This window comes from Carboxylicivirga marina, assembly GCF_016612505.1.
In the GTDB taxonomy this organism is placed as follows: Bacteria; Bacteroidota; Bacteroidia; order Bacteroidales; family Marinilabiliaceae; genus Carboxylicivirga; species Carboxylicivirga marina.
In genome coordinates this window covers 13,292-37,795 of the sequence record NZ_JAENRR010000041.1, presented here as the reverse complement: position 1 = coordinate 37,795, position 24,504 = coordinate 13,292, and the positions used below count along the sequence as shown (strand labels likewise).

General features: G+C 39.7%; 37 protein-coding genes. 35 read left to right on the top strand and 2 right to left on the bottom strand.

The genetic code is table 11. The features are described from left to right. The first annotated feature begins 107 nt into the window (after positions 1–107). The gene (acs, locus tag JIV24_RS15655; RefSeq protein WP_234445847.1) at positions 108–1,997 is read left to right on the top strand and encodes an acetate--CoA ligase; all 1,890 of its coding nucleotides are present in this window, start codon (positions 108–110) and stop codon (positions 1,995–1,997) included. Positions 1,998–2,079: 82 nt separating this feature from the next. On the opposite strand, the gene fabD is transcribed toward acs, so the two are convergent. Beyond that, entirely contained in the window at positions 2,080–2,970 is an 891-nt protein-coding gene (gene fabD / locus JIV24_RS15650; RefSeq protein ID WP_200466004.1) for an ACP S-malonyltransferase, read from the bottom strand. Positions 2,971–3,204: 234 nt separating this feature from the next. Beyond that, a complete protein-coding gene (locus tag JIV24_RS15645) occupies positions 3,205–4,758 on the bottom strand; it encodes a M28 family metallopeptidase (protein ID WP_200466003.1) in 1,554 nt (517 codons plus the stop codon). Positions 4,759–5,076: 318 nt separating this feature from the next. Here JIV24_RS15645 and rpsL point away from each other — a divergent pair, with 318 nt between their 5' ends. The 34 genes from rpsL (at position 5,077) to eno (ending at position 24,474) form a co-directional block, all read left to right on the top strand. Further along, positions 5,077–5,460 carry a 30S ribosomal protein S12 gene (rpsL, locus tag JIV24_RS15640; RefSeq protein ID WP_200466002.1) on the top strand — a complete coding sequence of 128 codons (384 nt, stop codon included), beginning with the start codon at positions 5,077–5,079 and terminating at the stop codon, positions 5,458–5,460. Between the two features lie 116 nt (positions 5,461–5,576). Next, positions 5,577–6,053 carry a 30S ribosomal protein S7 gene (gene rpsG, locus JIV24_RS15635; protein ID WP_200466001.1) on the top strand — a complete coding sequence of 159 codons (477 nt, stop codon included), beginning with the start codon at positions 5,577–5,579 and terminating at the stop codon, positions 6,051–6,053. 25 nt (positions 6,054–6,078) lie between these two features. Next, positions 6,079–8,190 carry an elongation factor G gene (gene fusA, locus JIV24_RS15630; RefSeq protein ID WP_200466000.1) on the top strand — a complete coding sequence of 704 codons (2,112 nt, stop codon included), beginning with the start codon at positions 6,079–6,081 and terminating at the stop codon, positions 8,188–8,190. 18 nt (positions 8,191–8,208) lie between these two features. After that, positions 8,209–8,514 (top strand): 30S ribosomal protein S10, encoded by a 306-nt coding sequence (rpsJ, locus tag JIV24_RS15625; RefSeq protein ID WP_130642659.1) that lies wholly within the window; start codon positions 8,209–8,211, stop codon positions 8,512–8,514. A 20-nt stretch (positions 8,515–8,534) separates the two neighbouring features. After that, a complete protein-coding gene (rplC, locus tag JIV24_RS15620; protein WP_200465999.1) occupies positions 8,535–9,152 on the top strand; it encodes a 50S ribosomal protein L3 in 618 nt (205 codons plus the stop codon). Further along, complete coding sequence (gene rplD / locus JIV24_RS15615) at positions 9,152–9,781, top strand: 50S ribosomal protein L4 (RefSeq protein ID WP_200465998.1); 630 nt, start codon at positions 9,152–9,154, stop codon at positions 9,779–9,781. Before rplC ends, rplD begins: the two co-directional genes overlap by 1 nt. Before the next feature lie 11 nt (positions 9,782–9,792). Continuing rightward, a complete protein-coding gene (gene rplW / locus JIV24_RS15610; RefSeq protein ID WP_200465997.1) occupies positions 9,793–10,083 on the top strand; it encodes a 50S ribosomal protein L23 in 291 nt (96 codons plus the stop codon). 5 nt (positions 10,084–10,088) lie between these two features. Then, positions 10,089–10,913 (top strand): 50S ribosomal protein L2, encoded by an 825-nt coding sequence (rplB, locus tag JIV24_RS15605; protein WP_200465996.1) that lies wholly within the window; start codon positions 10,089–10,091, stop codon positions 10,911–10,913. A 20-nt stretch (positions 10,914–10,933) separates the two neighbouring features. Beyond that, positions 10,934–11,203 (top strand): 30S ribosomal protein S19, encoded by a 270-nt coding sequence (gene rpsS, locus JIV24_RS15600; protein ID WP_143303607.1) that lies wholly within the window; start codon positions 10,934–10,936, stop codon positions 11,201–11,203. A gap of 38 nt (positions 11,204–11,241) precedes the next feature. Next, positions 11,242–11,661, top strand: coding sequence for a 50S ribosomal protein L22 (gene rplV, locus JIV24_RS15595; RefSeq protein WP_200465995.1), 420 nt, complete (start codon positions 11,242–11,244; stop codon positions 11,659–11,661). Between the two features lie 7 nt (positions 11,662–11,668). After that, positions 11,669–12,388, top strand: a complete 720-nt coding sequence (rpsC, locus tag JIV24_RS15590; RefSeq protein ID WP_200465994.1) for a 30S ribosomal protein S3 — start codon at positions 11,669–11,671, stop codon at positions 12,386–12,388. A gap of 30 nt (positions 12,389–12,418) precedes the next feature. After that, positions 12,419–12,850, top strand: coding sequence for a 50S ribosomal protein L16 (gene rplP, locus JIV24_RS15585; protein ID WP_200465993.1), 432 nt, complete (start codon positions 12,419–12,421; stop codon positions 12,848–12,850). 4 nt (positions 12,851–12,854) lie between these two features. Then, a complete protein-coding gene (gene rpmC, locus JIV24_RS15580; RefSeq protein WP_200465992.1) occupies positions 12,855–13,052 on the top strand; it encodes a 50S ribosomal protein L29 in 198 nt (65 codons plus the stop codon). 7 nt (positions 13,053–13,059) lie between these two features. Further along, positions 13,060–13,314: a 30S ribosomal protein S17 gene (rpsQ, locus tag JIV24_RS15575; protein WP_200465991.1), complete on the top strand. Its 255-nt coding sequence runs from the start codon at positions 13,060–13,062 to the stop codon at positions 13,312–13,314. Positions 13,315–13,316: 2 nt separating this feature from the next. Further along, a complete protein-coding gene (rplN, locus tag JIV24_RS15570; RefSeq protein WP_200465990.1) occupies positions 13,317–13,682 on the top strand; it encodes a 50S ribosomal protein L14 in 366 nt (121 codons plus the stop codon). A 20-nt stretch (positions 13,683–13,702) separates the two neighbouring features. After that, the gene (gene rplX / locus JIV24_RS15565) at positions 13,703–14,023 is read left to right on the top strand and encodes a 50S ribosomal protein L24 (RefSeq protein ID WP_200465989.1); all 321 of its coding nucleotides are present in this window, start codon (positions 13,703–13,705) and stop codon (positions 14,021–14,023) included. Further along, entirely contained in the window at positions 14,023–14,580 is a 558-nt protein-coding gene (rplE, locus tag JIV24_RS15560; protein WP_200465988.1) for a 50S ribosomal protein L5, read from the top strand. The genes rplX and rplE overlap by 1 nt, the downstream gene beginning before the upstream one ends. A 4-nt stretch (positions 14,581–14,584) precedes the next feature. Next, positions 14,585–14,854, top strand: a complete 270-nt coding sequence (rpsN, locus tag JIV24_RS15555; RefSeq protein ID WP_200465987.1) for a 30S ribosomal protein S14 — start codon at positions 14,585–14,587, stop codon at positions 14,852–14,854. Between the two features lie 54 nt (positions 14,855–14,908). Continuing rightward, positions 14,909–15,304, top strand: a complete 396-nt coding sequence (rpsH, locus tag JIV24_RS15550; protein ID WP_200465986.1) for a 30S ribosomal protein S8 — start codon at positions 14,909–14,911, stop codon at positions 15,302–15,304. Positions 15,305–15,316: 12 nt separating this feature from the next. Next, the gene (rplF, locus tag JIV24_RS15545) at positions 15,317–15,868 is read left to right on the top strand and encodes a 50S ribosomal protein L6 (protein ID WP_200465985.1); all 552 of its coding nucleotides are present in this window, start codon (positions 15,317–15,319) and stop codon (positions 15,866–15,868) included. A 20-nt stretch (positions 15,869–15,888) separates the two neighbouring features. After that, the gene (rplR, locus tag JIV24_RS15540) at positions 15,889–16,245 is read left to right on the top strand and encodes a 50S ribosomal protein L18 (protein WP_200465984.1); all 357 of its coding nucleotides are present in this window, start codon (positions 15,889–15,891) and stop codon (positions 16,243–16,245) included. A gap of 5 nt (positions 16,246–16,250) precedes the next feature. Beyond that, a complete protein-coding gene (rpsE, locus tag JIV24_RS15535; protein WP_143303620.1) occupies positions 16,251–16,769 on the top strand; it encodes a 30S ribosomal protein S5 in 519 nt (172 codons plus the stop codon). Between the two features lie 11 nt (positions 16,770–16,780). Beyond that, positions 16,781–16,957: a 50S ribosomal protein L30 gene (rpmD, locus tag JIV24_RS15530; protein ID WP_200465983.1), complete on the top strand. Its 177-nt coding sequence runs from the start codon at positions 16,781–16,783 to the stop codon at positions 16,955–16,957. A gap of 29 nt (positions 16,958–16,986) precedes the next feature. Further along, entirely contained in the window at positions 16,987–17,433 is a 447-nt protein-coding gene (gene rplO / locus JIV24_RS15525; RefSeq protein WP_200465982.1) for a 50S ribosomal protein L15, read from the top strand. 4 nt (positions 17,434–17,437) lie between these two features. Then, a complete protein-coding gene (gene secY, locus JIV24_RS15520) occupies positions 17,438–18,784 on the top strand; it encodes a preprotein translocase subunit SecY (RefSeq protein ID WP_200465981.1) in 1,347 nt (448 codons plus the stop codon). A 21-nt stretch (positions 18,785–18,805) separates the two neighbouring features. Then, complete coding sequence (gene map, locus JIV24_RS15515) at positions 18,806–19,591, top strand: type I methionyl aminopeptidase (RefSeq protein WP_200465980.1); 786 nt, start codon at positions 18,806–18,808, stop codon at positions 19,589–19,591. A 15-nt stretch (positions 19,592–19,606) separates the two neighbouring features. Then, positions 19,607–19,825 (top strand): translation initiation factor IF-1, encoded by a 219-nt coding sequence (gene infA / locus JIV24_RS15510; protein ID WP_143303625.1) that lies wholly within the window; start codon positions 19,607–19,609, stop codon positions 19,823–19,825. A 14-nt stretch (positions 19,826–19,839) separates the two neighbouring features. Further along, on the top strand, positions 19,840–19,956 hold the full coding sequence (ykgO, locus tag JIV24_RS15505; RefSeq protein ID WP_071792536.1) for a type B 50S ribosomal protein L36: 117 nt from the start codon (positions 19,840–19,842) through the stop codon (positions 19,954–19,956). A gap of 11 nt (positions 19,957–19,967) precedes the next feature. Next, a complete protein-coding gene (rpsM, locus tag JIV24_RS15500) occupies positions 19,968–20,345 on the top strand; it encodes a 30S ribosomal protein S13 (protein WP_200465979.1) in 378 nt (125 codons plus the stop codon). A gap of 10 nt (positions 20,346–20,355) precedes the next feature. Next, positions 20,356–20,745 (top strand): 30S ribosomal protein S11, encoded by a 390-nt coding sequence (gene rpsK, locus JIV24_RS15495; RefSeq protein WP_200465978.1) that lies wholly within the window; start codon positions 20,356–20,358, stop codon positions 20,743–20,745. 144 nt (positions 20,746–20,889) lie between these two features. Next, positions 20,890–21,495, top strand: a complete 606-nt coding sequence (gene rpsD, locus JIV24_RS15490; RefSeq protein WP_200465977.1) for a 30S ribosomal protein S4 — start codon at positions 20,890–20,892, stop codon at positions 21,493–21,495. A 9-nt stretch (positions 21,496–21,504) separates the two neighbouring features. Next, entirely contained in the window at positions 21,505–22,497 is a 993-nt protein-coding gene (locus tag JIV24_RS15485) for a DNA-directed RNA polymerase subunit alpha (RefSeq protein WP_200465976.1), read from the top strand. Positions 22,498–22,502: 5 nt separating this feature from the next. Then, complete coding sequence (gene rplQ, locus JIV24_RS15480) at positions 22,503–23,039, top strand: 50S ribosomal protein L17 (RefSeq protein ID WP_200465975.1); 537 nt, start codon at positions 22,503–22,505, stop codon at positions 23,037–23,039. 133 nt (positions 23,040–23,172) lie between these two features. Beyond that, the gene (gene eno / locus JIV24_RS15475; protein ID WP_200465974.1) at positions 23,173–24,474 is read left to right on the top strand and encodes a phosphopyruvate hydratase; all 1,302 of its coding nucleotides are present in this window, start codon (positions 23,173–23,175) and stop codon (positions 24,472–24,474) included. Positions 24,475–24,504: the final 30 nt, after the last annotated feature.

Here is a 24,504-nt window from a genome sequence, read left to right as displayed (position 1 = left end):
TTGAGTACTATAAGAGAATAAAAGGTCTGTAATAGTTGAAAATCTTCGTATCAGTTTATATCTTGATGACAATCACATTATTAATCGAGAGATAAACTGAAAATTCCATGATGGATTCTAAAAAATTTGTCTTCCCATCGGAAGATGTAAAAAACTATGCAACCATTCAATCTTATGATGACTTGTATGATGAGTCAATTGCCGACCGTGAAACATTTTGGGCTAATGAAGCCAAACGATTAGATTGGTATAAACCTTGGGATAAAGTGTTGGATGATTCGAGGCATCCTTTTTATAAATGGTTTGTAGGTGGTAAAACCAATATCATTCAGAATGCCATCGATCGACATTTAAAAACAGCAACCAGAAACAAGTTGGCTTTAATATGGGAGGGCGAACCCGGTGATTTAAAAACTTACTCTTACCATGCCCTTAACCGCGAAGTGGCCGAATTTGCAAATATACTTAAGGCGATGGGGGTTCATAAAGGAGATATTGTCACCATTTACATGCCTCAAATACCTGAGCAAATATTCGCTATGTTGGCCTGTGCTAAGATTGGTGCAGCACATAGCGTAGTATATGGTGGTTTTAGTCATGAGGCACTGGCTGAGCGTATTAATGCAGCTAACAGCCGCGTGGTTATAACCGCCGATGGGGGTTTTCGAAGAGGTAAAGCCACTAAACTAAAAGACATTGTTAATAAAGCCATGGAATTATCACCGACCATGGAGGTGTGTATCACGGTTAAGCGAACAGGTGAAGAGGTATACATGGAGAATGATCGCGATTATTGGTATCACGATTTAAAAGCCTTGCCTATTGCCAGTCATAAGTGTGCGACGGAGGAGATGGATGCTGAAGATATGCTCTTTTTATTATACACTTCTGGTTCTACGGGCAAACCCAAAGGTCTGGTTCATACTCATGGAGGTTATAGTGTTTATACCTCTGCCACTCACCGAATGGTATTCGATATTAAACCAGAAGATCGTTGGTGGTGTGCGGCCGATCCGGGGTGGATAACAGGGCATAGTTACATGGTATATGGTCCCTTAATCAATGGTTCTACCATTTTTATGTATGAAGGGGCTCCAAATCACCCTTATCCCGATCGATGGTGGCGTATGATAGATAAATATGGGATTACGGTTTTATATACATCGCCTACAGCTATTCGTGGATTAATGCGATATGGCGAATCATGGGTTAACCGACATGATATTAGTTCTTTAAGGCTGCTGGGTTCAGTTGGTGAGCCAATTAATCCAGAAGCCTGGCGCTGGTATCACGAGGTTGTAGGAAATAAGCAATGTCCTATAATGGATACCTGGTGGCAAACAGAAACAGGAGGTTTCGTCATTACGCCATTACCAATTACACCATTAAAACCCGGTTCTGCCACAAAACCCTTCTTTGGGCACGAAATAGGAGTTGTTGATGAGCAAGGAAAGGATGTAGCAGCTAATGATGTGGGTGCCCTTGTGATTAAAAATCCTTGGCCAGGTATGGCTCGTACCATTATGGGTGATGATGAACGATATAATGAAACATACTGGTCAAAATTTGAGAAGCAAAAGTATTACCATGCCGGAGATTCTGCTCGTAAAGATGAAGATGGGTATTATTGGATAATTGGACGAAGTGATGATGTGATTAAAGTGAGTGGTTATCGCCTAGGTACTGCTGAAATCGAAAGTGCGGCTGTGAGCCATCCTGATGTCGCGGAGGCTGCTGCTATTCCTTTGCCTCATGAGCTAAAAGGAAGCGGGATACATGTATATGTTATTTTAAAGGCCGGAAAAGAAGGTAATAAAGAACTTGCTAAGGAGTTGCTTGATCATGTGGCGAAAGTTATGGGGCCAATTGCAAGGCCTGAGGAAATTATTTTTGCAGATTCATTACCAAAAACACGTAGTGGAAAAATCATGCGTCGGGTTTTAAAGGCACGAGCATTAGGCGAAGATGAAGGTGATTTAAGCACATTGGATGATTAACCAAACAACAAAGGCAAGCTGTTATGCTTGCCTTTGTTATATCTATCAATCTATTAGTTTAATGAACTAACAGTCTGTTTTTTTATCCTTGATAAGTGCTGAACCCTTCGGTAGGCATCTTACGATCTACCTTTTTCACTAAGCCTTGTAATACTTTACCTGGGCCAACCTCTGTAAATGATGAAACACCATCTGCAATCATATTCTGAACTGTTTGTGTCCAGCGAACAGGAGCGGTTAATTGAGCAACTAAATTTTCTTTTATAGTTGCCGGGTCAGTAACAGCTTTAGCATTTACATTTTGGTACACCGGACAAACTGGCGTATTAAACTCAGTGGCTTCAATAGCTGCAGCTAACTCAGTTCTTGCAGGCTCCATCAAAGGTGAGTGGAATGCTCCTCCAACAGGCAATTTAATAGCGCGTTTAGCACCTTTTTCAGTTAAGGCCTCACAAGCTTTATCGATACCGGCAAAAGATCCAGAGATAACCAATTGCCCAGGGCAGTTATAGTTGGCAGCAACCACTACCTCGTCAATGCTCTGGCACACTTCTTCAACAATGGAATCTTCCAATCCTACGATAGCGGCCATGGTAGAAGGTTCAATCTCGCATGCTTTTTGCATCGCTTGTGCTCGCTGCGAAACTAATTTTAAGCCATCCTCAAAATTCATGGCACCAGCTGATACCAATGCAGAAAACTCACCCAATGAGTGACCGGCAGTCATTTCTGGCTTAAAAGTTTCGCCAAGTGTTTTAGCTAGTATTACCGAATGTAAAAAGATTGCTGGTTGCGTTACTTTTGTTTGTTTTAGGTCTTCATCGGTACCTTCAAACATTAAGTCAGTAATGCGAAATCCTAAAATTTCATTTGCTTTTTCAAATAGTTCCTTTGCCATTGGTGAGTTGTCGTATAAATCTTTACCCATTCCAACGTATTGGGCACCCTGGCCCGGAAATACAAATGCTTTCATAATTGCTTTTTTAATAAGGCAGACCACTGGTGTTGTTAAGAACGTTAATTATAAAAGTGACCTGCTTAATAAGTTAAGTTTCAATCGCTATCATCCCGGTATTAGCTGCCTTATGTTGATAAACAACAAAGGCTCACGGTTGACGAGAGCCATTAATTCTTTTAATTTATCGTGGCAAAGATAAAGCATAAAATTCCATTGCACCTAATAAAAGTTCACCAATTGCAATTTCGACTATTCGTTAGCTAAGTTCCAAAGACTCAGAAAGCTTGTTTTTACAATAGCTTCAAACTTCTGCCAGTCGATTCGGTCGACATGATCACTTGGCATGTGATACGATTCATGTCCGCCTGTATGGAACCACATAATAGGAATTCCTTTTTTCGCAAAGGGTGCATTGTCGCTCCCGCTTGTTGGATTATCCCATGCGCTATAATTAATCTTCAAGCCTAATTGATACTTGTCATTATATGTTTTGCATAACTCTTCTGCCTGAGGCCAGCTCTTTGTATATAATAAAGTAACAGCAGAATCTGCTTGCTCATAATTATAACTGCGACCTATCATGTCATAGTTATGGTAGTAAATAACCTTATGAATATCTTTAAATGTATTCACGAAAAATCGCGAGCCTAACAACCCTCTTTCCTCGGCTGTCCAATTGCAAAAGATAACCGTGCGCTTAGGTTGAATGCCAGTTTCCATAAATGCGCGGGCTATCGCTACTGTCCCTATTGCCCCCGAACCATTATCATCAGCTCCATTCCATATGTAACCATCATAACTGCCTAAGTGATCGTAATGTGCTCCTACTACAATGATTTCATCTGGTTTTTCAGAGCCTTCAATAACTGCAATTACATTTCTGCATTTTTTAAGCGAAACATTAGCTTTAGCATTAAGCTCAATAGAATTGTAATTGGTCTTTAGTTGTGCTGTGGTTTTTAAGTTTTGTATGTCGCTCAGGTACTTCTCAATAAACTGGTCAAAGTTTGGAATTAAATCTGATAGTAAGGCTTTTGATACCTTATAATAATAAGGTGAGTTTTTTTTATCATCTGGCAAGAACAGGTTTTTTTTATAAATGCCTGATGAACGTTTGTTTAATTCTTTTTCAGTGGGCGCTTCAAGTATTTCTGTATTCTCAAATGACTCTTTAAGGTAAGGATTACTCAAGTCATATTCAAATACGGCAACAACCCCTGACTTCTTTAAAACGTCACTTTTAACCTGATGCCATTGTTGTGTGTTTTTAGAATCTAAAAGTTCTTTTAGTTGGCTGTTTTCTGTAGTTTGAGGTAATCCCGATAAGCGTATTAGTATTTTGCCTTTACTATTCTTAAGGTTGATTTCTTTGAAGTTATCATCATTAATGCCAAAACCGCCCCATATAATTTCAGAATCGACGTTAAAAGATTCGGTGATACGTTCAGCCCTAAAGTGGGTTGGAAATGAATAGGTTTTACTCAATAATTCATTTTGCATCGAGATAGTGGCCTCAATCGGTTGACTGGCTATAAGTAGGGGTACGTCCTGAAAATACGAGTGTTCGTTAAATGGAGCAAGTTTACTTGATTGGTAAAGTGATGCTAAATAGTCGGCAGCCATATAGGCCCCTCTTGTGCAAGCCTCTCGGCCTTCAAACCAGTCTGAGGATAGGAAAGTTAGTTCTGCTTGAAGTGAAGATTGATTAATTGTTTTTAAAGCTTTTTCTATCTCATCTTGCGAATAGGTAGGTTTAAGAATTGTAAAAGCTAGGAATAATACTAATGAAAAATACCTGTTCATGTTAATTGATTTTTGAAACAACGAAAATAGGGCATGAAAAAGGTTATGCAAGGGCCAGCTTGTTGATAAGTGTGCAAACATGTTCATTCTTGCAATGAAATGCAACTAACAAATTGTTTTCCAAAGAGAAAAAATAAAATAATTTAGAATTTTTTAAAGCTTCGAGTATCTATTTTCCATTGGAAATTAGTACTTTTGCAGCGCTTTTTTGTCTAAAATTGTCAAAAAGGCTGAAAATCAGTGGGGTTTTACAAGGTATTAGTGTACCTTTGCACCCCGTTTAAAACGAAATTGTTTAATACAATATATTTAAATTTTATGCCAACAATTCATCAGTTAGTTAGAAAAGGACGAACAAAGCAGGTGGAAAAAAGTAAGTCACGTGCTTTAGACGCATGTCCTCAGAGACGAGGTGTGTGTGTGAGGGTGTATACTACTACACCAAAGAAGCCTAACTCAGCCATGAGGAAGGTAGCAAGGGTGCGTTTAACCAACGGAAAAGAGGTTAACGCTTACATTCCAGGAGAAGGTCACAACCTACAGGAACACTCTATTGTGTTAGTACGTGGTGGTCGTGTCAAAGATCTTCCGGGTGTACGTTACCACTTAGTTCGTGGCGCGTTAGATGCATCAGGAGTAGACGGTCGTACGCAGCGCCGTTCAAAGTATGGTACTAAGAAACCAAAGGCTGCTAAAAAGTAATTAAGACATTGTGAAGTGCGTTGTTTACTTGGTTAGTGCACTGGATGAGTAAATGTTTAAACATTGAAGACTAGTAATAACAGCCAAGAAGAATAACAAAGTAAACAAAAGAGAAGATGAGAAAAAGTAAACCAAAAAAGAGGATCCTCCTTCCGGATCCAAAGTTCAACGATCAGACAGTTACTCAGTTTGTGAATAACATGATGTTGGACGGTAAGAAATCAATCGCTTTCAAAATCTTTTACGATGCTATGGACCGTATGGCCGATAAAGCAGAGAAAGAAGGAAAGCCAGTATTGGAAATTTTCAAAAAAGCACTTGAAAACATTACTCCAGCGGTGGAGGTTAAAAGCCGTCGTGTTGGTGGCGCTACTTTTCAGGTTCCAACTGAAATTCGTCCGTCTAGAAAAGTATCTATCGGCATGAAGCACATGATTCTTTTCGCTCGCAAGCGTAGCGGAAAATCAATGGCAGAGAAATTGTCTGCTGAAATTGTTGCTGCATATAATTTAGAAGGCGGTGCCTTCAAGAAGAAAGAAGACATGCATAAGATGGCTGAAGCTAACCGTGCATTTGCTCACTTCAGATTTTAATCTAATTAGTTAAGAAATTATTGTCATGGGAAAGGCAGATCTTAAAAAGACCAGAAATATTGGGATTATGGCCCACATCGATGCTGGTAAAACAACGACTACAGAGCGTATCTTGTTTTATACCGGTATCACTCACAAAATTGGTGAGGTACACGATGGTGCGGCTACAATGGACTGGATGGAGCAAGAGCAAGAGCGTGGTATTACCATTACTTCTGCTGCTGTTACAACCAACTGGATTTATGAAGGTGTTGAAAACAAAGTCAACATCATTGATACCCCGGGTCACGTTGATTTTACGGTAGAGGTAGAGCGTTCATTACGTGTACTTGATGGTGCTGTAGCATTATTTTGTGCGGTAGGTGGTGTAGAGCCTCAGTCAGAAACTGTATGGCGTCAGGCTAACAAATACAATGTGCCTCGTATCGGTTTTGTTAACAAAATGGACCGTTCAGGTGCTAACTTCTTTGAAGTTGTACGTCAGGTTCGTGAGATGTTAGGTGCAAATCCTGTACCGTTGCAAATTCCTATCGGAGCTGAAGAGACTTTCGAGGGAGTTATCGACTTGATCGAAAACAAAGCTGTAGTGTGGTTTGACGATGAGCAAATGGGTTCACGTTACGAGCTTCAGGAAATTCCTGAAAACTTGAAAGCAGAAGCTGAAGAGTGGAGAGGGAAATTAGTTGAAGCAGTAGCTGAGCACGATGATGCGTTGATGGAGATGTATTTTGAAGATCCTGATTCGATCACACGTGACCAGATGCTAGAAGTAATTCGTAAAGCAACTATTGCTCAAACGATTACTCCAATGATGTGTGGTTCAGCCTTTAAAAACAAAGGTGTACAGCGTTTATTGGATGCAGTAATTCAGTACCTTCCTTCTCCAAGTGATATTGGTGAAATCGAAGGTGTTAACCCAAGAACTGAAGAAGCTGTTACATATAAGATGGACGAAGATGAGCCATTATCTGCGTTAGCATTTAAAATTGCTACTGACCCATTCGTAGGTCGTTTGGCATTTATGCGCGTTTATTCTGGTAAAATCGAAGCTGGTTCATACGTATTGAATACACGTACAAGCAAAAAAGAACGTATCTCTCGTCTATATCAGATGAAATCTAACAAGCAGTTACCACGCGAGGTTATCTCAGCAGGTGATATTTGTGCAGGTGTAGGTTTTAAAGATATTCGTACTGGTGATACTCTTTGTGATGAGAAGCACCCTATCGTACTTGAGTCAATGGACTTCCCAGAGCCAGTAATAGGTGTTGCTGTTGAGCCATTGTCGCAAAAAGATATGGACAAGTTAGGTGTTGCTCTTGGTAAATTAGCTGAAGAGGATCCAACATTCCGCGTTCAGACTAACGACGAAACTGGTCAGACAGTTATCTCTGGTATGGGTGAGCTTCACCTTGAGGTACTAATCGACCGTTTAAAGCGTGAGTTTAAAGTAGAATGTAACCAGGGTCAGCCTCAGGTGACATACAAAGAAACAATTACTCAGGAAGTTGAGCTTCGCGAAGTATTCAAAAAGCAGTCGGGTGGTCGTGGTAAATTTGCCGACATCCAGTTCCGTATGGGACCTGCTGATGAAGGAAAAACTGGTCTTCAGTTCGAAAGCATTATCAAAGGTGGTAACATTCCTAAAGAATTTATCCCATCTATTGAGAAAGGTTTCAAAGAAGCGATGTTAAATGGTGTTCTTTGTGGTAGTGAAGTAGAAGCATTGAAAGTAACTGTATTTGACGGTTCTTTCCACGCTGTCGATTCAGACCAGTTATCATTTGAGATTTGTGCTCGTCAAGGGTTTAAATCAGCATCAGCACAAGCTAAGCCTCTATTGTTAGAGCCTATTATGCGTGTTGAGGTTGTTACTCCAGAAGAGTACATGGGTGATATTATTGGTGACTTCAACAAGCGTCGTGGTCAGGTAGAAGGTATGGAATCAAAAGCTGGAGCTCGTGTAGTGAAAGCTAAGGTGCCTTTGGCTGAGATGTTTGGTTATGTTACAGCTTTACGTACTATTTCATCAGGACGTGCTACATCATCAATGGAATTCTTAGAGTACGCAGGTGTACCTAAGCAAATCGCCATTGATGTAGTAAAAGAAGCAAAAGGAAAAGTAGAATTATTATAACAATTAGTGTTCTCCACTATGAGTCAGAAAATTAGAATAAAACTTAAATCTTACGATCACAACTTGGTTGACAAGTCAGCTGAGAAGATTGTAAAGACAGTTAAGAGCACTGGTGCAGTAGTAAGCGGTCCTATTCCGCTTCCTACTCACAAGCGTATCTTCACTGTGTTGCGCTCCACATTTGTGAACAAGAAATCACGTGAGCAGTTTCAATTATCATCTTACAAGCGTTTGATCGATATCTATAGCTCAACAGCTAAGACGATTGATGCTTTGATGAAGCTTGAATTGCCAAGTGGTGTAGAAGTAGAAATTAAAGTGTGATAATCTTAAATGTTTAAACAATGCCAGGACTAATTGGAAAAAAAATCGGAATGACATCCGTTTTCAGTGCCGATGGGAAAAATGTTCCATGCACTGTTATCGAAGCAGGCCCTTGCGTAGTTACACAGGTTAAAACTGTGGAAACTGACGGTTACGAGGCTGTACAGTTGGCGTTTGACGACAAAAAAGAGAAAAGCACTACACAACCGGAAGCTGGTCATTTTAAAAAGGCTGGTTCTGCTCCAAAGCGTAAAGTTGTCGAATTCCACGAATTCGAGAATGAATTAAAGCTAGGAGAAGAGGTTGATGTAAAACTTTTCGAAGAAAACGCTTTTGTTGATATCACTGGTATCTCAAAAGGTAAAGGTTTTCAAGGTGTCGTAAAGCGTTACAACTTTAGAGGTGTGGGTGACGCTACCCACGGTCAGCACAACCGCTTACGCGCTCCTGGATCTATTGGTGCAGCATCCTACCCAGCAAGGGTATTTAAAGGTATGCGCATGGCAGGTCGTACAGGTGGCGATAGAGTTAAGGTTGAAAACCTTAAAGTGATTAAAGTAATTCCTGAGAACAACCTTATTTTGGTTAAAGGTTCTGTTCCGGGAGCAAAAGGCTCATATCTAATTATTGAAAAGTAATGGAACTGAACGTATTAACAATTGAAGGAAAAGAAACCGGAAGAAAGGTAACATTACCTGAAACGGTGTTCGGAATTGAGCCCAGCGACCATGCCATTTACTTGGATGTAAAACAATACTTGGCAAATAATCGTCAAGGGACTCATAAGTCTAAAGAACGTGCAGAAATAACAGGTAGTACCCGTAAGATCAAGAAGCAAAAAGGTACAGGTACTGCTCGTGCAGGTAGCATCAAGTCTCCTGTGTTCGTAGGTGGAGGTCGTGCATTCGGTCCTCGTCCACGTAACTACCGTTTTAAGTTGAATAAAAAACTTAAGCAGTTAGCTCGTAAATCTGCATTAGCTTATAAAGCACAATCACAAATGATCACTGTATTAGAAGACTTCAACTTTGAAGCTCCTAAAACAAAAGACTACGCAGCGTTGGTGACAAGCCTAAAGCTGAATGGTCAGCGTTCTTTGTTAGTGTTAAAAGAAGCTAATGACAATATCTATCGTTCAGCTCGTAACATTCAGCGTGCTGAGGTAGTGACATTGGATGAACTTAATACATTTGACATCATGAAAGCTAAAAACTTGGTGTTAGTAGAAAGTTCTGTAGAAGAATTCGGTAAACTGTTTAACGCATAAGGAGGCTCGTCATGAAAGTTATTATTAAACCGATTGTAACTGAAAAGATGACAGAACTAGGCGAAAAGTTGAATCGCTTTGCATTCGTAGTTGATAAAGGAGCTAATAAGCTTCAAATCAAAGACGCTGTAGAAGAGTTATACAACGTAAGTGTAGAGTCTGTCAATACAATGGTATACGCCGGTAAATCAAAATCGCGTTATACTAAGAGTGGAGTTATTGTTGGTAGAACAAATTCCTTCAAAAAAGCTGTAGTAACACTTGCTGAAGGAGATACTATTGATTTTTATAGCAATATCTAATAAAAATGGCAGTAAGAAAACTAAAGCCCACAACACCGGGGCAGAGACACAAAATTATTGGGGCGTTTGATACGATTACATCGGCGTCGCCAGAAAAGTCCTTATTGAGGCCATTAAAGAAATCCGGAGGTAGAAATAACTCTGGTAAAATGACCGTTAGAAATATCGGTGGTGGTCACAAGAGGAGATACAGGGTAATCGATTTTAAGCGTAATAAAGACGGTGTTAACGCAACAGTTGAGTCAATTCAGTACGACCCTAACAGGAGTGCTCGTATTGCATTACTAGCTTACGCTGATGGAGAAAAAAGGTACATTCTTGCACCTAATGGGTTGCAGGTAGGACAAGCTATTGCTTCAGGAACAGGGGTTGCTCCTGAGATAGGTAACAGCTTGCCATTAAGCGAGATTCCTTTAGGTTCCATTATTCACAACATCGAATTGCGTCCGGGTCAAGGAGGTACAATGGCACGTAGTGCTGGTACTTTCGCACAATTGGCTGCTCGTGAAGGAAAATACGCGGTTGTTAAATTGCCTTCAGGCGAAACAAGAATGGTATTGGTAACTTGTCGTGCTACTTTAGGTGCGGTTGGAAACTCAGACCACGCTCTTGAGCGTTCAGGAAAAGCTGGACGTAGCCGCTGGTTGGGTCGTCGTCCACGAGTTCGTGGTGTGGCTATGAACCCAGTTGATCACCCAATGGGTGGTGGTGAAGGTCGTTCGTCAGGAGGACACCCAAGATCTCGTACAGGGGTATTGGCTAAAGGTTTCAAAACCCGTCATCCTAAGAAGGCTTCTAATCAATATATCATTGAAAGAAGAAAAAAATAACCGGTTAAATTAAACGAATTATGAGCAGATCATTAAAAAAAGGCCCATTTATCGACTTTAAACTGGAAAAGAAAGTTCTTACACAGAACGAGTCAGGTAAGAAAACAGTTATCAAAACTTGGGCACGTGCGTCTATGATTTCTCCGGAATTTGTAGGGCATACTATTGCCGTGCACAACGGTAATAAATTTATCCCGGTTTATGTTACTGAAAATATGGTAGGACACAAATTAGGCGAATTTGCCCCAACCCGCACATACCGCGGTCATGGTGGTAATAAGAAAAAGTAATTGGCCTGCCAATATTTAAATTCTTTAAACAGTAAAAAATGGGTGCAAGAAAAAGAATAAGAGCTGAAAAAATAAAGGAAGCCAAGAAGACTGATTTCTTCGCAAAGCTTCGTAATGTACCGACTTCACCTAGGAAAATGCGTCTTGTTGCCGACATGATCCGAGGTAAAGAGGTGAACCTTGCTCTGGATATGCTGAAATTCTCATCGAAAGAAGCTTCCAGAAGGGTTGAGAAACTGTTGCTTTCTGCTATCGCTAATTGGAAAGAAAAGAACGAAGGTGTTCGCATCGAAGACGCTAACCTTTATGTGAGTGAGATCGCGGTTGATTCAGGCCGTATTTTGAAACGTTTACGTCCGGCTCCACAGGGTCGTGCGCACCGTATCAGAAAGCGTTCTAACCACGTAACGTTACGCGTTGCAAGCAAAGTAGTATCAAGTGAAACACAAGAAAACTAATAGCTAGATGGGACAAAAAGTTAATCCAATTAGTAACAGGTTAGGAATCATCAAAGGATGGGATTCTAACTGGTATGGAGGAAAGAACTATGGCGATAAGCTATTAGAAGACTCCAAAATCAGAAAGTACCTCAATGCACGTTTAGCTAAAGCAAGTATCTCACGTATCATTATTGAAAGGACATTGAAATTGGTAACTATTACCGTTTTCACTGCACGTCCTGGTATCATTATTGGTAAGGGAGGTTCTGAAGTTGATAAACTAAAAGAGGAGCTTAAGAAAATTACCGACAAAGAAGTTCAGATTAACATCTTTGAGGTAAAGAGACCAGAGTTGGACGCTATTATTGTAGCGAAAAACATCGCTCGTCAGGTGGAAGGACGTATCGCATATCGTCGTGCCATTAAAATGGCCATCGCTTCTACCATGAGAATGGGTGCTGAAGGTATCAAAATACAGATTTCCGGACGTTTGAACGGTGCTGAAATGGCCCGTAGCGAAATGTACAAAGAAGGTCGTACGCCTTTGCATACATTGCGCGCCAACATAGACTATGCTCAAGAAGAAGCCTTGACAAAAATGGGTCTGATTGGTATCAAAGTTTGGATTTGTAAAGGTGAAATTTATGGTAAGCCAGATTTATCACCTGCTTTCAACACCAAAGAAAAAGGTGGTGGAAACCGTGGAGGCGGTAGAGGTCCGAGAAGAAGAAATAATAAGAAGTAATTCTCCTTTCACATTAATTGATTAGGAACGATGTTACAACCAAAGAAAGTAAAATTTAGAAGAAGGCAGAAAGGCCGTATGAAAGGCGATGCTCAACGTGGGCAAGAGCTAGCATTCGGATCTTTCGGTATCAAAGCCTTACAAAGTAAATGGATTACAGGTCGTCAGATTGAATCTGCTCGTATCGCCGTAACGCGTTACATGCAGCGTCAAGGACAGATCTGGATTAGAATATTTCCAGACAAACCGATTACAAAGAAGCCAGCCGAAGTACGTATGGGTAAAGGTAAAGGTAGTCCGGAAGGATTTGTGGCCCCTGTTACTCCAGGACGCATTATTTTAGAATGTGAAGGAGTACCTTACGAAGTAGCTAAAGAAGCATTGCGCCTTGCCGCTCAAAAGCTTCCTGTAACTACGAAATTCGTTGTGAGAAGAGACTATGTTGAATCAGCAAATGCTTAATGACATGAAAGTAGAAGAAATCAAAGAATTAAGTGTAAGCGAACTTGTTGAGCGTATTGAAACTGAAACTGCAGCATTGCAGCAGCTTGAGTTAAACCACACAACTTCGCCATTGGAAAACCCAATGCAGATTAGACATTCTCGTAGAAACATTGCGCGCTTAAAAACTATTTTAAGTCAAAAGCAACTAACTGAAAAATAATTAACAGATGGATAGAAATCTTAGAAAAGAGCGTACAGGTATTGTAGCTAGCAGCAAGATGGATAAGTCTATCGTCGTATCTGTAGAGATTCGCGAAAAGCACCCCATCTACGGTAAGTTTGTGAAAAAGACAAAGAAGTTTCACGCGCACGATGAAGACAACACCTGCAATATCGGGGATACTGTGAAAATTATGGAAACACGTCCCTTGAGCAAGACTAAACGTTGGAGATTAGTTGAAATTCTAGAAAGAGCTAAGTAATCATGATACAACAAGAATCTAGACTTGCAGTTGCTGATAACAGTGGAGCCAAAGAAGTATTATGTATCCGTGTTCTAGGTGGAACACGGAAACGTTATGCCGGAGTAGGCGATCGTATCGTGGTAACTGTAAAAAGCGCAACAGCTGGCGGTGAATTGAAAAAAGGAACCGTTACCAAGGCTGTAATAGTGCGCACAAAAAAAGAAGTTAGACGTCAAGATGGTTCCTACATCCGCTTTGATGAAAACGCTTGCGTTTTACTGAATGCTGCCGGAGAAATGAGAGGAACACGTATTTTCGGACCTGTAGCCCGTGAGGTGAGAGAAGGATTTATGAAGATCGTATCACTGGCGCCTGAAGTACTTTAATCATCAAAGAGATTAGAACAATGGGTAAATTGCATATTAAAAAAGGCGACATCGTAATTGTTAATACTGGTGTCAACAAAGGCCAGGAAGGGAAAGTCCTTGAGGTATTCCCTGCCAAAGACAGAGCCATTGTTGAAGGTGTTAACATGGTGAGCAAGCACACAAAGCCTAATGCTGAGAGTCCGCAAGGAGGTATAGTTAAGAAAGAGGCTCCTATTCATATTTCAAATTTGAATGTGAAAGATCCTTCAACTGGAAAGCCAACACGTATTGGTCGTAAGTTGAATGATGATGGAAAACTGGTTCGAATTGCTAAAAAATCAGGGGAGGAGATCAAGTAATGAGTTATACACCTAGTTTAAGTAAACAGTATAAGGACGAGATTGTACCAAACTTGATGAAAGAATTCGGGTTTAAATCAATCATGCAGGTTCCTAAGTTAGAAAAGATTGTTATCAACCAGGGTCTTGGAGCAGCTACTGCTGACAAGAAAATGATTGAAATCGCAATCAAAGAACTTACGACAATCACCGGCCAGAAGGCTGTGTCTACACTTTCGAAAAAAGATATTTCGAACTTTAAGCTTCGTCAAAAAATGCCAATTGGTGTTAGAGTAACGTTGCGTCGTGAAAACATGTATGAATTCCTAGAACGTCTAATTCGTGTGGCTTTGCCTCGAATTCGTGACTTCAAAGGAGTTAGCAGTAAGCTTGACGGACGTGGAAATTATACCTTAGGTATTGAGGAGCAAATCATTTTTCCTGAAATAAATATTGACGATGTGTCAAAAATATTGGGTATGAATATTACCTTTGTGACCTCGGGAAAAACCGATGAGGAAGCTTACGCTCTGTTAAAAGAGTTTGGGTTACCATTTAAAAACGTGAAAAAGAACTAGTTATATGGCAAAGGAATCAATGAAAGCCCGCGAAGTAAAAAGGGCTAAGCTTGTTGCCAAATATGCTGAAAAGCGTGCCAGATTACTGGAAGAAGGCGATTATGTAGGTTTGCAGAAGCTTCCTAAGAACGCATCTCCAGTGCGCATGCACAACCGTTGCAAAATAACCGGACGTCCGAAAGGTTATATGCGACAGTTTGGTCTTTCAAGGATTCAGTTCCGCGAAATGGCTTCAGCTGGTTTAATACCTGGTGTTAAAAAAGCAAGTTGGTAAGAGTGTTAAATATTGTCCCGGTGATAATGCCGGGATCAATTTAATCTTTATAAAATGACAGATCCAATAGCAGATTTCCTGACACGAATCAGGAACGCCATCATGGCGGGTCATAGGGTTGTAGAAGTTCCGGCTTCCAACCTTAAAAGAGAGATGACCAAAATTCTTTTCGAGAAAGGGTACATCTTAAATTACAAATTCATCGATGATGACAAGCAAGGCATTGTTAAGATCGCACTTAAGTACGATCCTCAAACAAAAACGCCTGCTATCAAAGCGCTTAAACGCGTGAGTACACCTGGTCTACGTTCGTACGCCGGGTATCGTAGCTTACCTCGTGTTCTTAATGGACTAGGTATTGCTATCGTGTCAACATCGCATGGTGTAATGACGGATAAAGAAGCCCGAGTACAGAAATTGGGTGGTGAAGTATTGTGTTACGTTTATTAAAAAAGAAGAACTATGTCTAGGATAGGAAAAGCGCCAGTTAGCATACCTTCAGGAGTGAACGTAACAGTTAAAGACAATACGGTGACAGTTAAAGGCCCAAAAGGCGAATTGTCACAAGTGATTCACCCTGAAATGGAAGTGAAAGTTGAGGATGGCCAACTAACTATAGTTCGTCCCAACGAAGAAAAAGAAACACGTGCTCAGCACGGACTATACCGCTCGTTGATTAACAACATGGTGGTAGGAGTTTCTGAAGGTTACAAAAAAGAGTTAGAATTAGTAGGTGTAGGTTACCGTGCAACTAATCAAGGTCAACTACTTGATTTAGCATTGGGATATTCTCACCCAATTCAGCTTATGTTACCAAAGGAAATTAAAGTAGAAGCTGTTACTGACAGAAAAAGTAATCCTATTATTACACTTGAGTCAGCAGATAAGCAATTACTTGGACAAGTATGTGCTAAGATTAGGTCATTACGTAAGCCTGAACCTTACAAAGGAAAAGGTGTACGTTTTAAAGGCGAAGAAATTCGTCGTAAGGCCGGTAAATCTGCTAAAGTTTAATCTGAATTAAATTAGGAATTATGGCTTTTTCGAAAATAGAGAGAAGACGAAAAATTAAAATGCGCGTTCGCAAGAATATCAGCGGAACCGCAGAGCGTCCAAGAATGTCAGTATTTAGAAGCAATAAGCAAATTTCTGTGCAGTTAATTGATGATGTGAGTGGTAAAACATTAGCAGCATCTAGTTCTTTGTTAAAAGAAATCGCTGATCAGAAAGGTACTAAGTCAGAAGTTGCCGCTTTAGTAGGTAAAAACATTGCTGAAGTAGCTAATAAGGCTGGTATTACTGCTGTTGTGTTCGATAGAAATGGATACCTTTATCATGGTAGAGTTAAACAATTAGCCGACGCTGCTCGTGAAGCAGGGCTTAAATTCTAACAACGATGGCTGGAAATAACAAAAGAATCAGAAACAATAACGATCTTGAGTTAAAAGATCGTTTGGTTGCTATCAACCGGGTAACTAAAGTAACCAAAGGTGGTAGAACCTTTAGTTTTTCTGCCATTGTAGTGGTTGGAAACGAGAACGGCGTTGTTGGCTGGGGCCTTGGTAAAGCAGGCGAAGTAACGACTGCTATTGCAAAAGGCGTTGAAGCTGCCAAAAAGAATCTAGTTAAAGTACCTATTATCAATGGTACTGTTCCTCATGAGCAATTAGCTCGTTATGGTGGTGCAAGTGTATTTATGAAGCCTGCATCTCATGGTACTGGAGTTAAGGCTGGTGGTGCGATGCGTGCCGTATTAGAGAGTGTTGGTGTAACTGATGTATTAGCAAAGTCAAAAGGGTCATCTAACCCTCACAACTTGGTTAAGGCAACAATTGAAGCATTAACTGAATTACGTGACGCAGCAACTATTGCCGAGCAACGTGGTGTTTCAATGGAAAAAGTTTTTAACGGATAAATAAGGACAAAATGGCTAAGATAAAAGTAACTCAGATTAAGAGTAAGATCGGGGCCACAACCAGACAAAAAAACACTCTGGCTGCCCTTGGGCTGAAGAAACTTCAGCAAACCGTTGAACATGAAGCCACACCTCAAATTGAAGGAATGGTTCAAAAAGTACTACACCTGGTTGTAGTAGAAAGATAATTTGGTCGAACGAATTAGAGGAAATTAATATGAATTTAAATAACTTAAGACCTGCAAAGGGTTCGGTAAAGACCTCAAAACGTATCGGTCGTGGACAAGGTTCTGGTCGCGGTGGAACATCTACCCGTGGTCATAAAGGAGCTAAGTCACGTTCTGGTTACTCACGTAAGTTTGGTTTTGAGGGCGGTCAGATGCCGTTGCAGCGACGTGTTCCTAAATTCGGATTCAAAAATATTAATCGAGTTGAGTATAAGGCTGTAAACATTGAAATGTTACAGGCTATTGCTGAAAAGAAAGAGGTTAATGTAATTGATCCTGAAATTTTAAGACAAGCCGGTTTAGTTAGCAAAAATGACTTGGTGAAGATTCTTGGAAATGGTGAGCTTAAAGCTAAATTAGAGGTTAAAGCACATGCATTCTCAGAATCAGCAACTAAAGCTATTGAAGCAGCTGAAGGAACCGTAGTAAAATTGTAATTGAATGAAACTATTCGAAACCATCCGCAACATCTGGAAAATTGAGGATCTTAAATCCAGAATTACAACAACGATTGGACTATTGTTAATTTATAGACTTGGTTCTTTTGTCGTTCTTCCTGGAATTGATCCTACGCAACTTAGCGCACTAAAAAGTCAAACTAGGGACGGTGTATTAGGCCTGCTCGATATGTTCTCTGGTGGAGCGTTTTCTAACGCCTCTATCTTTGCATTGGGTATTATGCCTTACATCTCAGCTTCCATCGTTATTCAATTGATGGGTATTGCTGTGCCTTACTTTCAACGTCTTCAAAGGGAAGGTGAAAGTGGACGTAGAAAGATCAATCAAATAACTCGTTATTTGACTGTTTTGATTTTGGTAGTTCAAGCGCCAGGTTACTTAACAAACCTTTTTAATCAGTTGCCAGACGCGGCTTTTGTAGCTACAGGTTGGTCGTTTACTGTTACTAGTACAATCATATTAACTGCTGGAACAATGTTCGTAATGTGGTTAGGTGAGCGTATTACCGATAAAGGTATTGGTAATGGTATTTCACTAATCATCATGATTGGTATTATTGCTCGTTTACCTCAATCGATGTTTGCCGAGTTTATATCAAGAATGGAAGCTGCTAGTGGAAGCGGTGGTTTGGTTATGTTGCTAATTGAGTTTGTTGTGTTGTTCTTCGTATTTGCCGGAACAATTGCCTTGGTTCAGGGTACTCGTCGTATACCTGTACAGTATGCCAAGCGAATTGTTGGTAATAAGCAATACGGAGGCGTTCGTCAATACATCCCATTAAAAGTTAACGCTGCTGGTGTAATGCCAATTATTTTTGCGCAAGCTATCATGTTTATTCCTGTAACTTTTGCAGGTTTCGTTGATAGTGAAGCAGCAACAGGTTTTGCATCCATTTTTGCCAACTTTACGGGAGTATGGTATAATGTAATTTTCGCTGTAATGATTATTGCATTCACGTATTTCTATACGGCCATTACAATTAATCCAACGCAAATGGCTGAGGATATGAAGCGTAATGGTGGTTTTATTCCAGGTGTTAAACCAGGTAGGAAGACGGTAGAATTTTTAGACTCAGTAATGTCTAAGATTACCTTACCGGGTTCTTTTTTCCTTGCTTTGGTGGCAATTTTGCCTGCCTTCGCAATGATGGCTGGTGTTGATCAAGGATTTGCACAATTCTTTGGAGGTACATCTCTACTAATTTTAGTAGGTGTAGTTTTAGATACTTTGCAGCAAATCGAAAGTCATTTGTTGATGAGACATTATGATGGATTAACAAAATCTGGTAGAATCATGGGTAGATCCGGAGGCGGAGCTGCTGCACTTTAATATTGGAATACGATCATTGACATGATTTATTTAAAGACTGACGAAGAAATAGAGTTGATGCGCATTAGCAACCAATTGGTGGCTAAAACGCTTGGTGAAGTAGCAAAGGCCATTAAGCCTGGTGTTTCTACGTTAGAACTAGACAAAATAGCCGAGACCTTCATTAGAGATAATGGAGGTACTCCTGGCTTTTTAAATTATCAGGGTTTCCCTAATACACTTTGTACTTCTGTTAACGAACAGGTAGTTCATGGTATCCCTAACGATAATCCTTTAAACGAAGGAGATATTGTTTCGGTTGATTGTGGTGTTTTAATAAATGAATTCTATGGTGATTCAGCTTACACTTTCCCAATTGGAGAAGTTGCACCTGAAGTAAAAGCATTATTAGATGCAACCAAAGAATCGTTATATAAAGGCATTGAGCAAGCAATTGAAAATAATCGATTGGGTGATGTAGGTAATGCTATTCAAACTTACTCAGAAGAACGCGGTTATAGTGTTGTTCGCGAAATGGTAGGTCATGGAATTGGAAAAAACCTGCATGAAGCACCGGAAGTAGCCAATTATGGTCGCAAAGGAAACGGTACCAAATTAAAGTCGGGAATGGTTATTGCCATCGAACCAATGATTAATTTAGGCAAACGCCAAATTGTTCAGGACGACGATGGATGGACCATTAAAACGATAGATAGTAAGGTATCTGCTCATTATGAACATACTGTAGCAGTAAGAAAAGGTAAAGCTGATATACTTTCTAGTTTTAAATTTGTAGAAGAAGTATTACATTTGCAGTCTGAAAAATAAAAAGTTATAGAAATTATGGCGAAACAAGCCTCTATAGAACAAGACGGAACAATCATTGAAGCCTTATCCAATGCCATGTTTAGAGTGGAATTGGAAAACGGGCATATCATTACCGCACATATCTCTGGTAAAATGCGTATGCATTACATTAAAATTTTACCAGGTGATAAAGTAAAGGTAGAGATGTCTCCGTATGATTTGACAAAGGGAAGAATTTCCTATAGATACAAATAAAAAAGTGACTGATCATGAAGGTTAGAGCATCTGTAAAGAAAAGAAGTGCCGATTGCAAAATCGTAAAACGCAAAGGGCGCTTGTATGTGATTAATAAAAAGAATCCAAAGTTTAAACAACGTCAAGGATAAATTATAAGATTATGGCAAGGATTGCTGGAGTTGATATACCCTCAAATAAAAGAGGTGAAATCGCTTTAACTTATATCTTCGGTATAGGTAGAAGCAGAGCACAAGAGATTCTTCAGAATGTTGGCGTTGACGCTAATATCAAAGTTTCAGACTGGACCGACGCGCAGATTAAAGCTGTACGTGAAAATATTGCTGACAGTTATAAAATCGAAGGTGAATTACGTTCGGAAGTTCAATTGAACATCAAGCGTTTGATGGATATTGGATGTTACCGTGGAATTCGTCACCGTATCGGTTTACCATTACGTGGGCAATGTACTAAAAACAATGCTCGTACTCGTAAGGGTAAGAAGAAGACTGTTGCAAATAAAAAGAAAGCCACTAAATAATAAGTAAGATATGGCAAAGAAGTCAGGATCTCAAAAGAAGAGAGTTGTTAAAGTGGAGGCAGTTGGACAGGCTAGTATCCATTCGTCTTTCAATAACATTATCATTACTTTGGCCAACCAAAATGGTCAGGTGATTTCTTGGTCTAGTGCAGGTAAAATGGGTTTCCGTGGTTCTAAAAAGAACACACCTTATGCTGCACAGATGGCTGCTACTGATTGTTCAAAAGTAGCATTCGACCTAGGACTAAGAAAGGTAAAAGTTCATGTGAAAGGACCTGGTAACGGTCGTGAGTCTGCGATTCGTTCAATTCATGCGGCAGGTATTGAAGTAACAGAAATTGTTGATGTTACACCATTACCGCACAACGGATGTCGTCCTCCAAAAAGAAGAAGAGTTTAATAACTCTACTAGTTGTTAACCATAGGTTTTTGATGGCAAATTTTGAATAAGAATTGGTTATATGATTATTTCTCCTCTCTATAATCTAGCGGCTGCCATATTCAATATTTAAAATCAAAAATTTAAAATCAAAAATTTAGAAGAATGGCTAGATATATTGGTCCAAAAACACGAATCGCCCGAAAGTTCGGTGAAGCGATTTATGGCCCGGATAAAAATTTCGAAAGAAGAAATTTTCCTCCAGGACAACATGGTAATAACCGTAGACGTAAAACAAGTGAATACGGTCTACAGTTAAAAGAAAAGCAAAAAGCTAAGTACACATACGGTGTTTTAGAAAAACAATTCCGTAACCTGTTTAAGAAGGCTTCTCGAAGCAAAGGTATTACAGGTGAGGTGTTACTTGGACTTCTAGAATCTCGTTTAGATAACGTTGTTTATCGCATGGGAATTGCTCCTACAAGAGCAGCTGCAAGACAACTTGTATCACACCGTCACATTACTGTGGATGGTGGAATCGTAAACATCGCTTCATTTCAGGTTAAATCTGATATGGTAGTAGGAGTTCGCGAAAAGTCAAAATCGCTTGAAGTTATTTCAAACTCTTTGGCAAATACAGGTGTGCATAAATATTCCTGGTTAGAATGGGATCAAGATTCATTTGCAGGTAAATTCTTGAATGTACCTGAAAGAAGTGATATTCCTGAAAACATTAAAGAACAGTTGATTGTTGAATTGTATTCTAAATAATTAATTCTTATGGCAATATTAGCATTCCAAAAACCAGATAAAGTAATTATGCTGGAAGCCGACGAAAAATTCGGCAAATTTGAATTTCGTCCGCTTGAACCAGGGTATGGTATTACCGTTGGAAATGCCTTAAGAAGAATATTGTTGTCCTCACTAGAGGGATACGCAATTACGACTGTTAAGATCGAAGGCGTAGATCATGAATTTACCAGCATCCCTGGTGTAATTAATGATGTTACAGAGATCGTTCTTAATCTTAAGCAGGTTCGCTTCAAAAATCTGGTAGAAGATACAGAGCAGGAAACTGTTACTGTTAGTATTTCAGGTAAAGAAGAGTTTACAGCCGGTGATCTTAATCAATTTATGACTGGTTTTGAGGTGTTAAACCCAGAACTAGTAATTGCTAAGATGAATCCAGAGGTAAATCTGCAGATGGTTTTGACCATCGATAAGGGAAGAGGTTATGTTCCTTCTGAAGAGAATAAACCCGCTGAGGCAGAATTTGGTTTAATTGCTATTGATTCAATCTTTACACCTATTCGCAACGTTAAGTTTGCCATTGAAAACTATCGTGTTGAGCAAAAGACAGATTACGAAAAGTTAGTATTTGAAATTGAGTCTGATGGTTCTATTCATCCAAAAGATGCACTAAAAGAAGCCGCAAAAATATTGATTTATCACTTCATGCTATTTTCTGATGAAAAGATTACTCTTGATTCTGATGAGAAATTTGGCAACGAAGAGTTTGATGAAGAAGTATTGCATATGCGTCAACTTCTTAAAACGAAGCTGGTTGATATGGACTTATCAGTTCGTGCACTTAATTGCTTAAAAGCCGCCGATGTTGAAACATTAGGAGAGCTTGTAACATTTAATCGTAACGACTTACTTAAGTTCCGTAACTTCGGTAAGAAGTCACTTACTGAGTTGGATGATTTACTACTCAATATGGGGCTTACTTTCGGAATGGACACCGCAAAGTATAAATTAGACAAGGAATAAAAGCGATGAGACATAGAAAGAAATTTAATCATTTAGGTCGTAAGAGCGCGCATCGCAAAGCGATGTTGGCTAACATGGCTTCCTCATTGATTCTTCACAAAAGAATCAAGACTACGGTTGCTAAGGCTAAAGCATTACGTATGTATGTTGAGCCTCTTATCACTAAAACAAAAGAGTTAAGTACTGTTGAAGAACGTACTCATGCTCAAAGAACCGTATTTGCATCTTTAAAAGATAAATACGCAGTTAAAGAGTTATTTGGTGATGTAGCTGAGAAAGTTGCTGACAGACCAGGAGGATATACTCGTATTTTAAAGTTAGGAAACCGTTTGGGTGATAACGCAGAAATGTGTTTAATCGAGTTGGTCGACTACAATGAAAATATGTTGGAAACTAAGAAGTCCTCTTCAGCTGGTAAAAGAACACGACGCGGACGTAGAAAATCAACTGCTGAAACAGCGGTTGCTACAGAGGCGCCTGCTCAAGAAGAAACTACTCAAGAGCAAGCTTCTGATTCTACTGAAGCTGAATCAAAAGAATAAATCAATGTTAAAAAAGGAAAGACTTTCGTTTTTCCTTTTTTTTCTTGAAATTGCTTTAAAAGGGGATAATGATGAAATAGCATTATCCTTTTTTTATGACAGATTATCAATCAATACATAAACAAATATTATTATGGGACAAATTGCAAACATTCATGCACGTGAGATCCTTGATTCACGAGGTAATCCTACAATTGAGGTTGAAGTAACATTAGAAAGTGGTTTCGTTGGACGTGCTGCTGTACCTTCTGGAGCTTCTACTGGTGAGCACGAAGCTTTAGAATTACGTGATGGCGACAAAGGCCGTTACCTAGGAAAAGGTGTTTTAGGCGCTGTTAAGAACGTAAATGAAGTAATCGCTCCTGAATTAGTTGGAATGAGCGTACTTGAGCAGGTTGCGATCGATAATAAAATGTTAGAGCTTGACGGAACTAAAACTAAGAGCAAGTTAGGTGCTAACGCTATTTTGGGTGTTTCTTTAGCTTCTGCTAAAGCGGCTGCTGAATATTTAGGAATGCCATTGTATCGTTACATTGGTGGTACTAATGCAGTTACTTTACCAGTACCTATGATGAACATCATCAATGGTGGTTCTCACTCTGATGCAACGATTGCTTTCCAGGAATTCATGATTCGCCCTGTTGGTGCTTCTTCTTTCCGTGAAGGTCTTCGTATGGGTGCTGAGGTATTCCACGCATTGGCAAAAGTATTAAAAGGTAAAGGTCTTTCTACTGCTGTAGGTGATGAAGGTGGTTTCGCTCCTATGTTAGGTGGTACTGAAGAGGCTGTAGACTGCATCTTAACTGCAATTAAAAACGCAGGTTATAAGGCAGGACGCAAAGAAGATGGTGGTGATATTTCTATCGCTATGGATTGTGCCTCTTCTGAATTCTTCAAGGATGGCGTATATGACTACAGTATTTTTGAGCCAAACGGTATTAAGCGTAACTCTCAGGAACAAGCTGCTTACATGGCTGAACTTGTTGAGAAATACCCTATCGATTCAATCGAAGATGGTATGGACGAGAATGACTGGGACGGATGGGTTGCTTTACACAATGCTATTGGCGATAAGTGCCAGTTAGTTGGTGATGACTTATTCGTTACAAATGTTGATTACTTGAAAAAAGGTATTGAATTAGGAGCTGCTAACTCAATCCTTATCAAAGTTAATCAAATCGGTTCTTTAACTGAAACGTTGAACGCTATTGAAATGGCTCACCGTGCAGGGTATACTTCAGTTACTTCTCACCGTTCAGGAGAAACTGAAGATGCAACTATCGCAGACATTGCTGTAGCAACTAACTCTGGTCAAATTAAGACTGGATCATTAAGCCGTTCTGACCGTATGGCTAAGTACAACCAATTGCTTCGTATTGAAGAGGAATTGGGTGAGCGTGCTGTTTACGGATATGCAAAAGTTCAGAAGAAATAAGTAAATATTTCTCTAATATAGAAAAGGTTG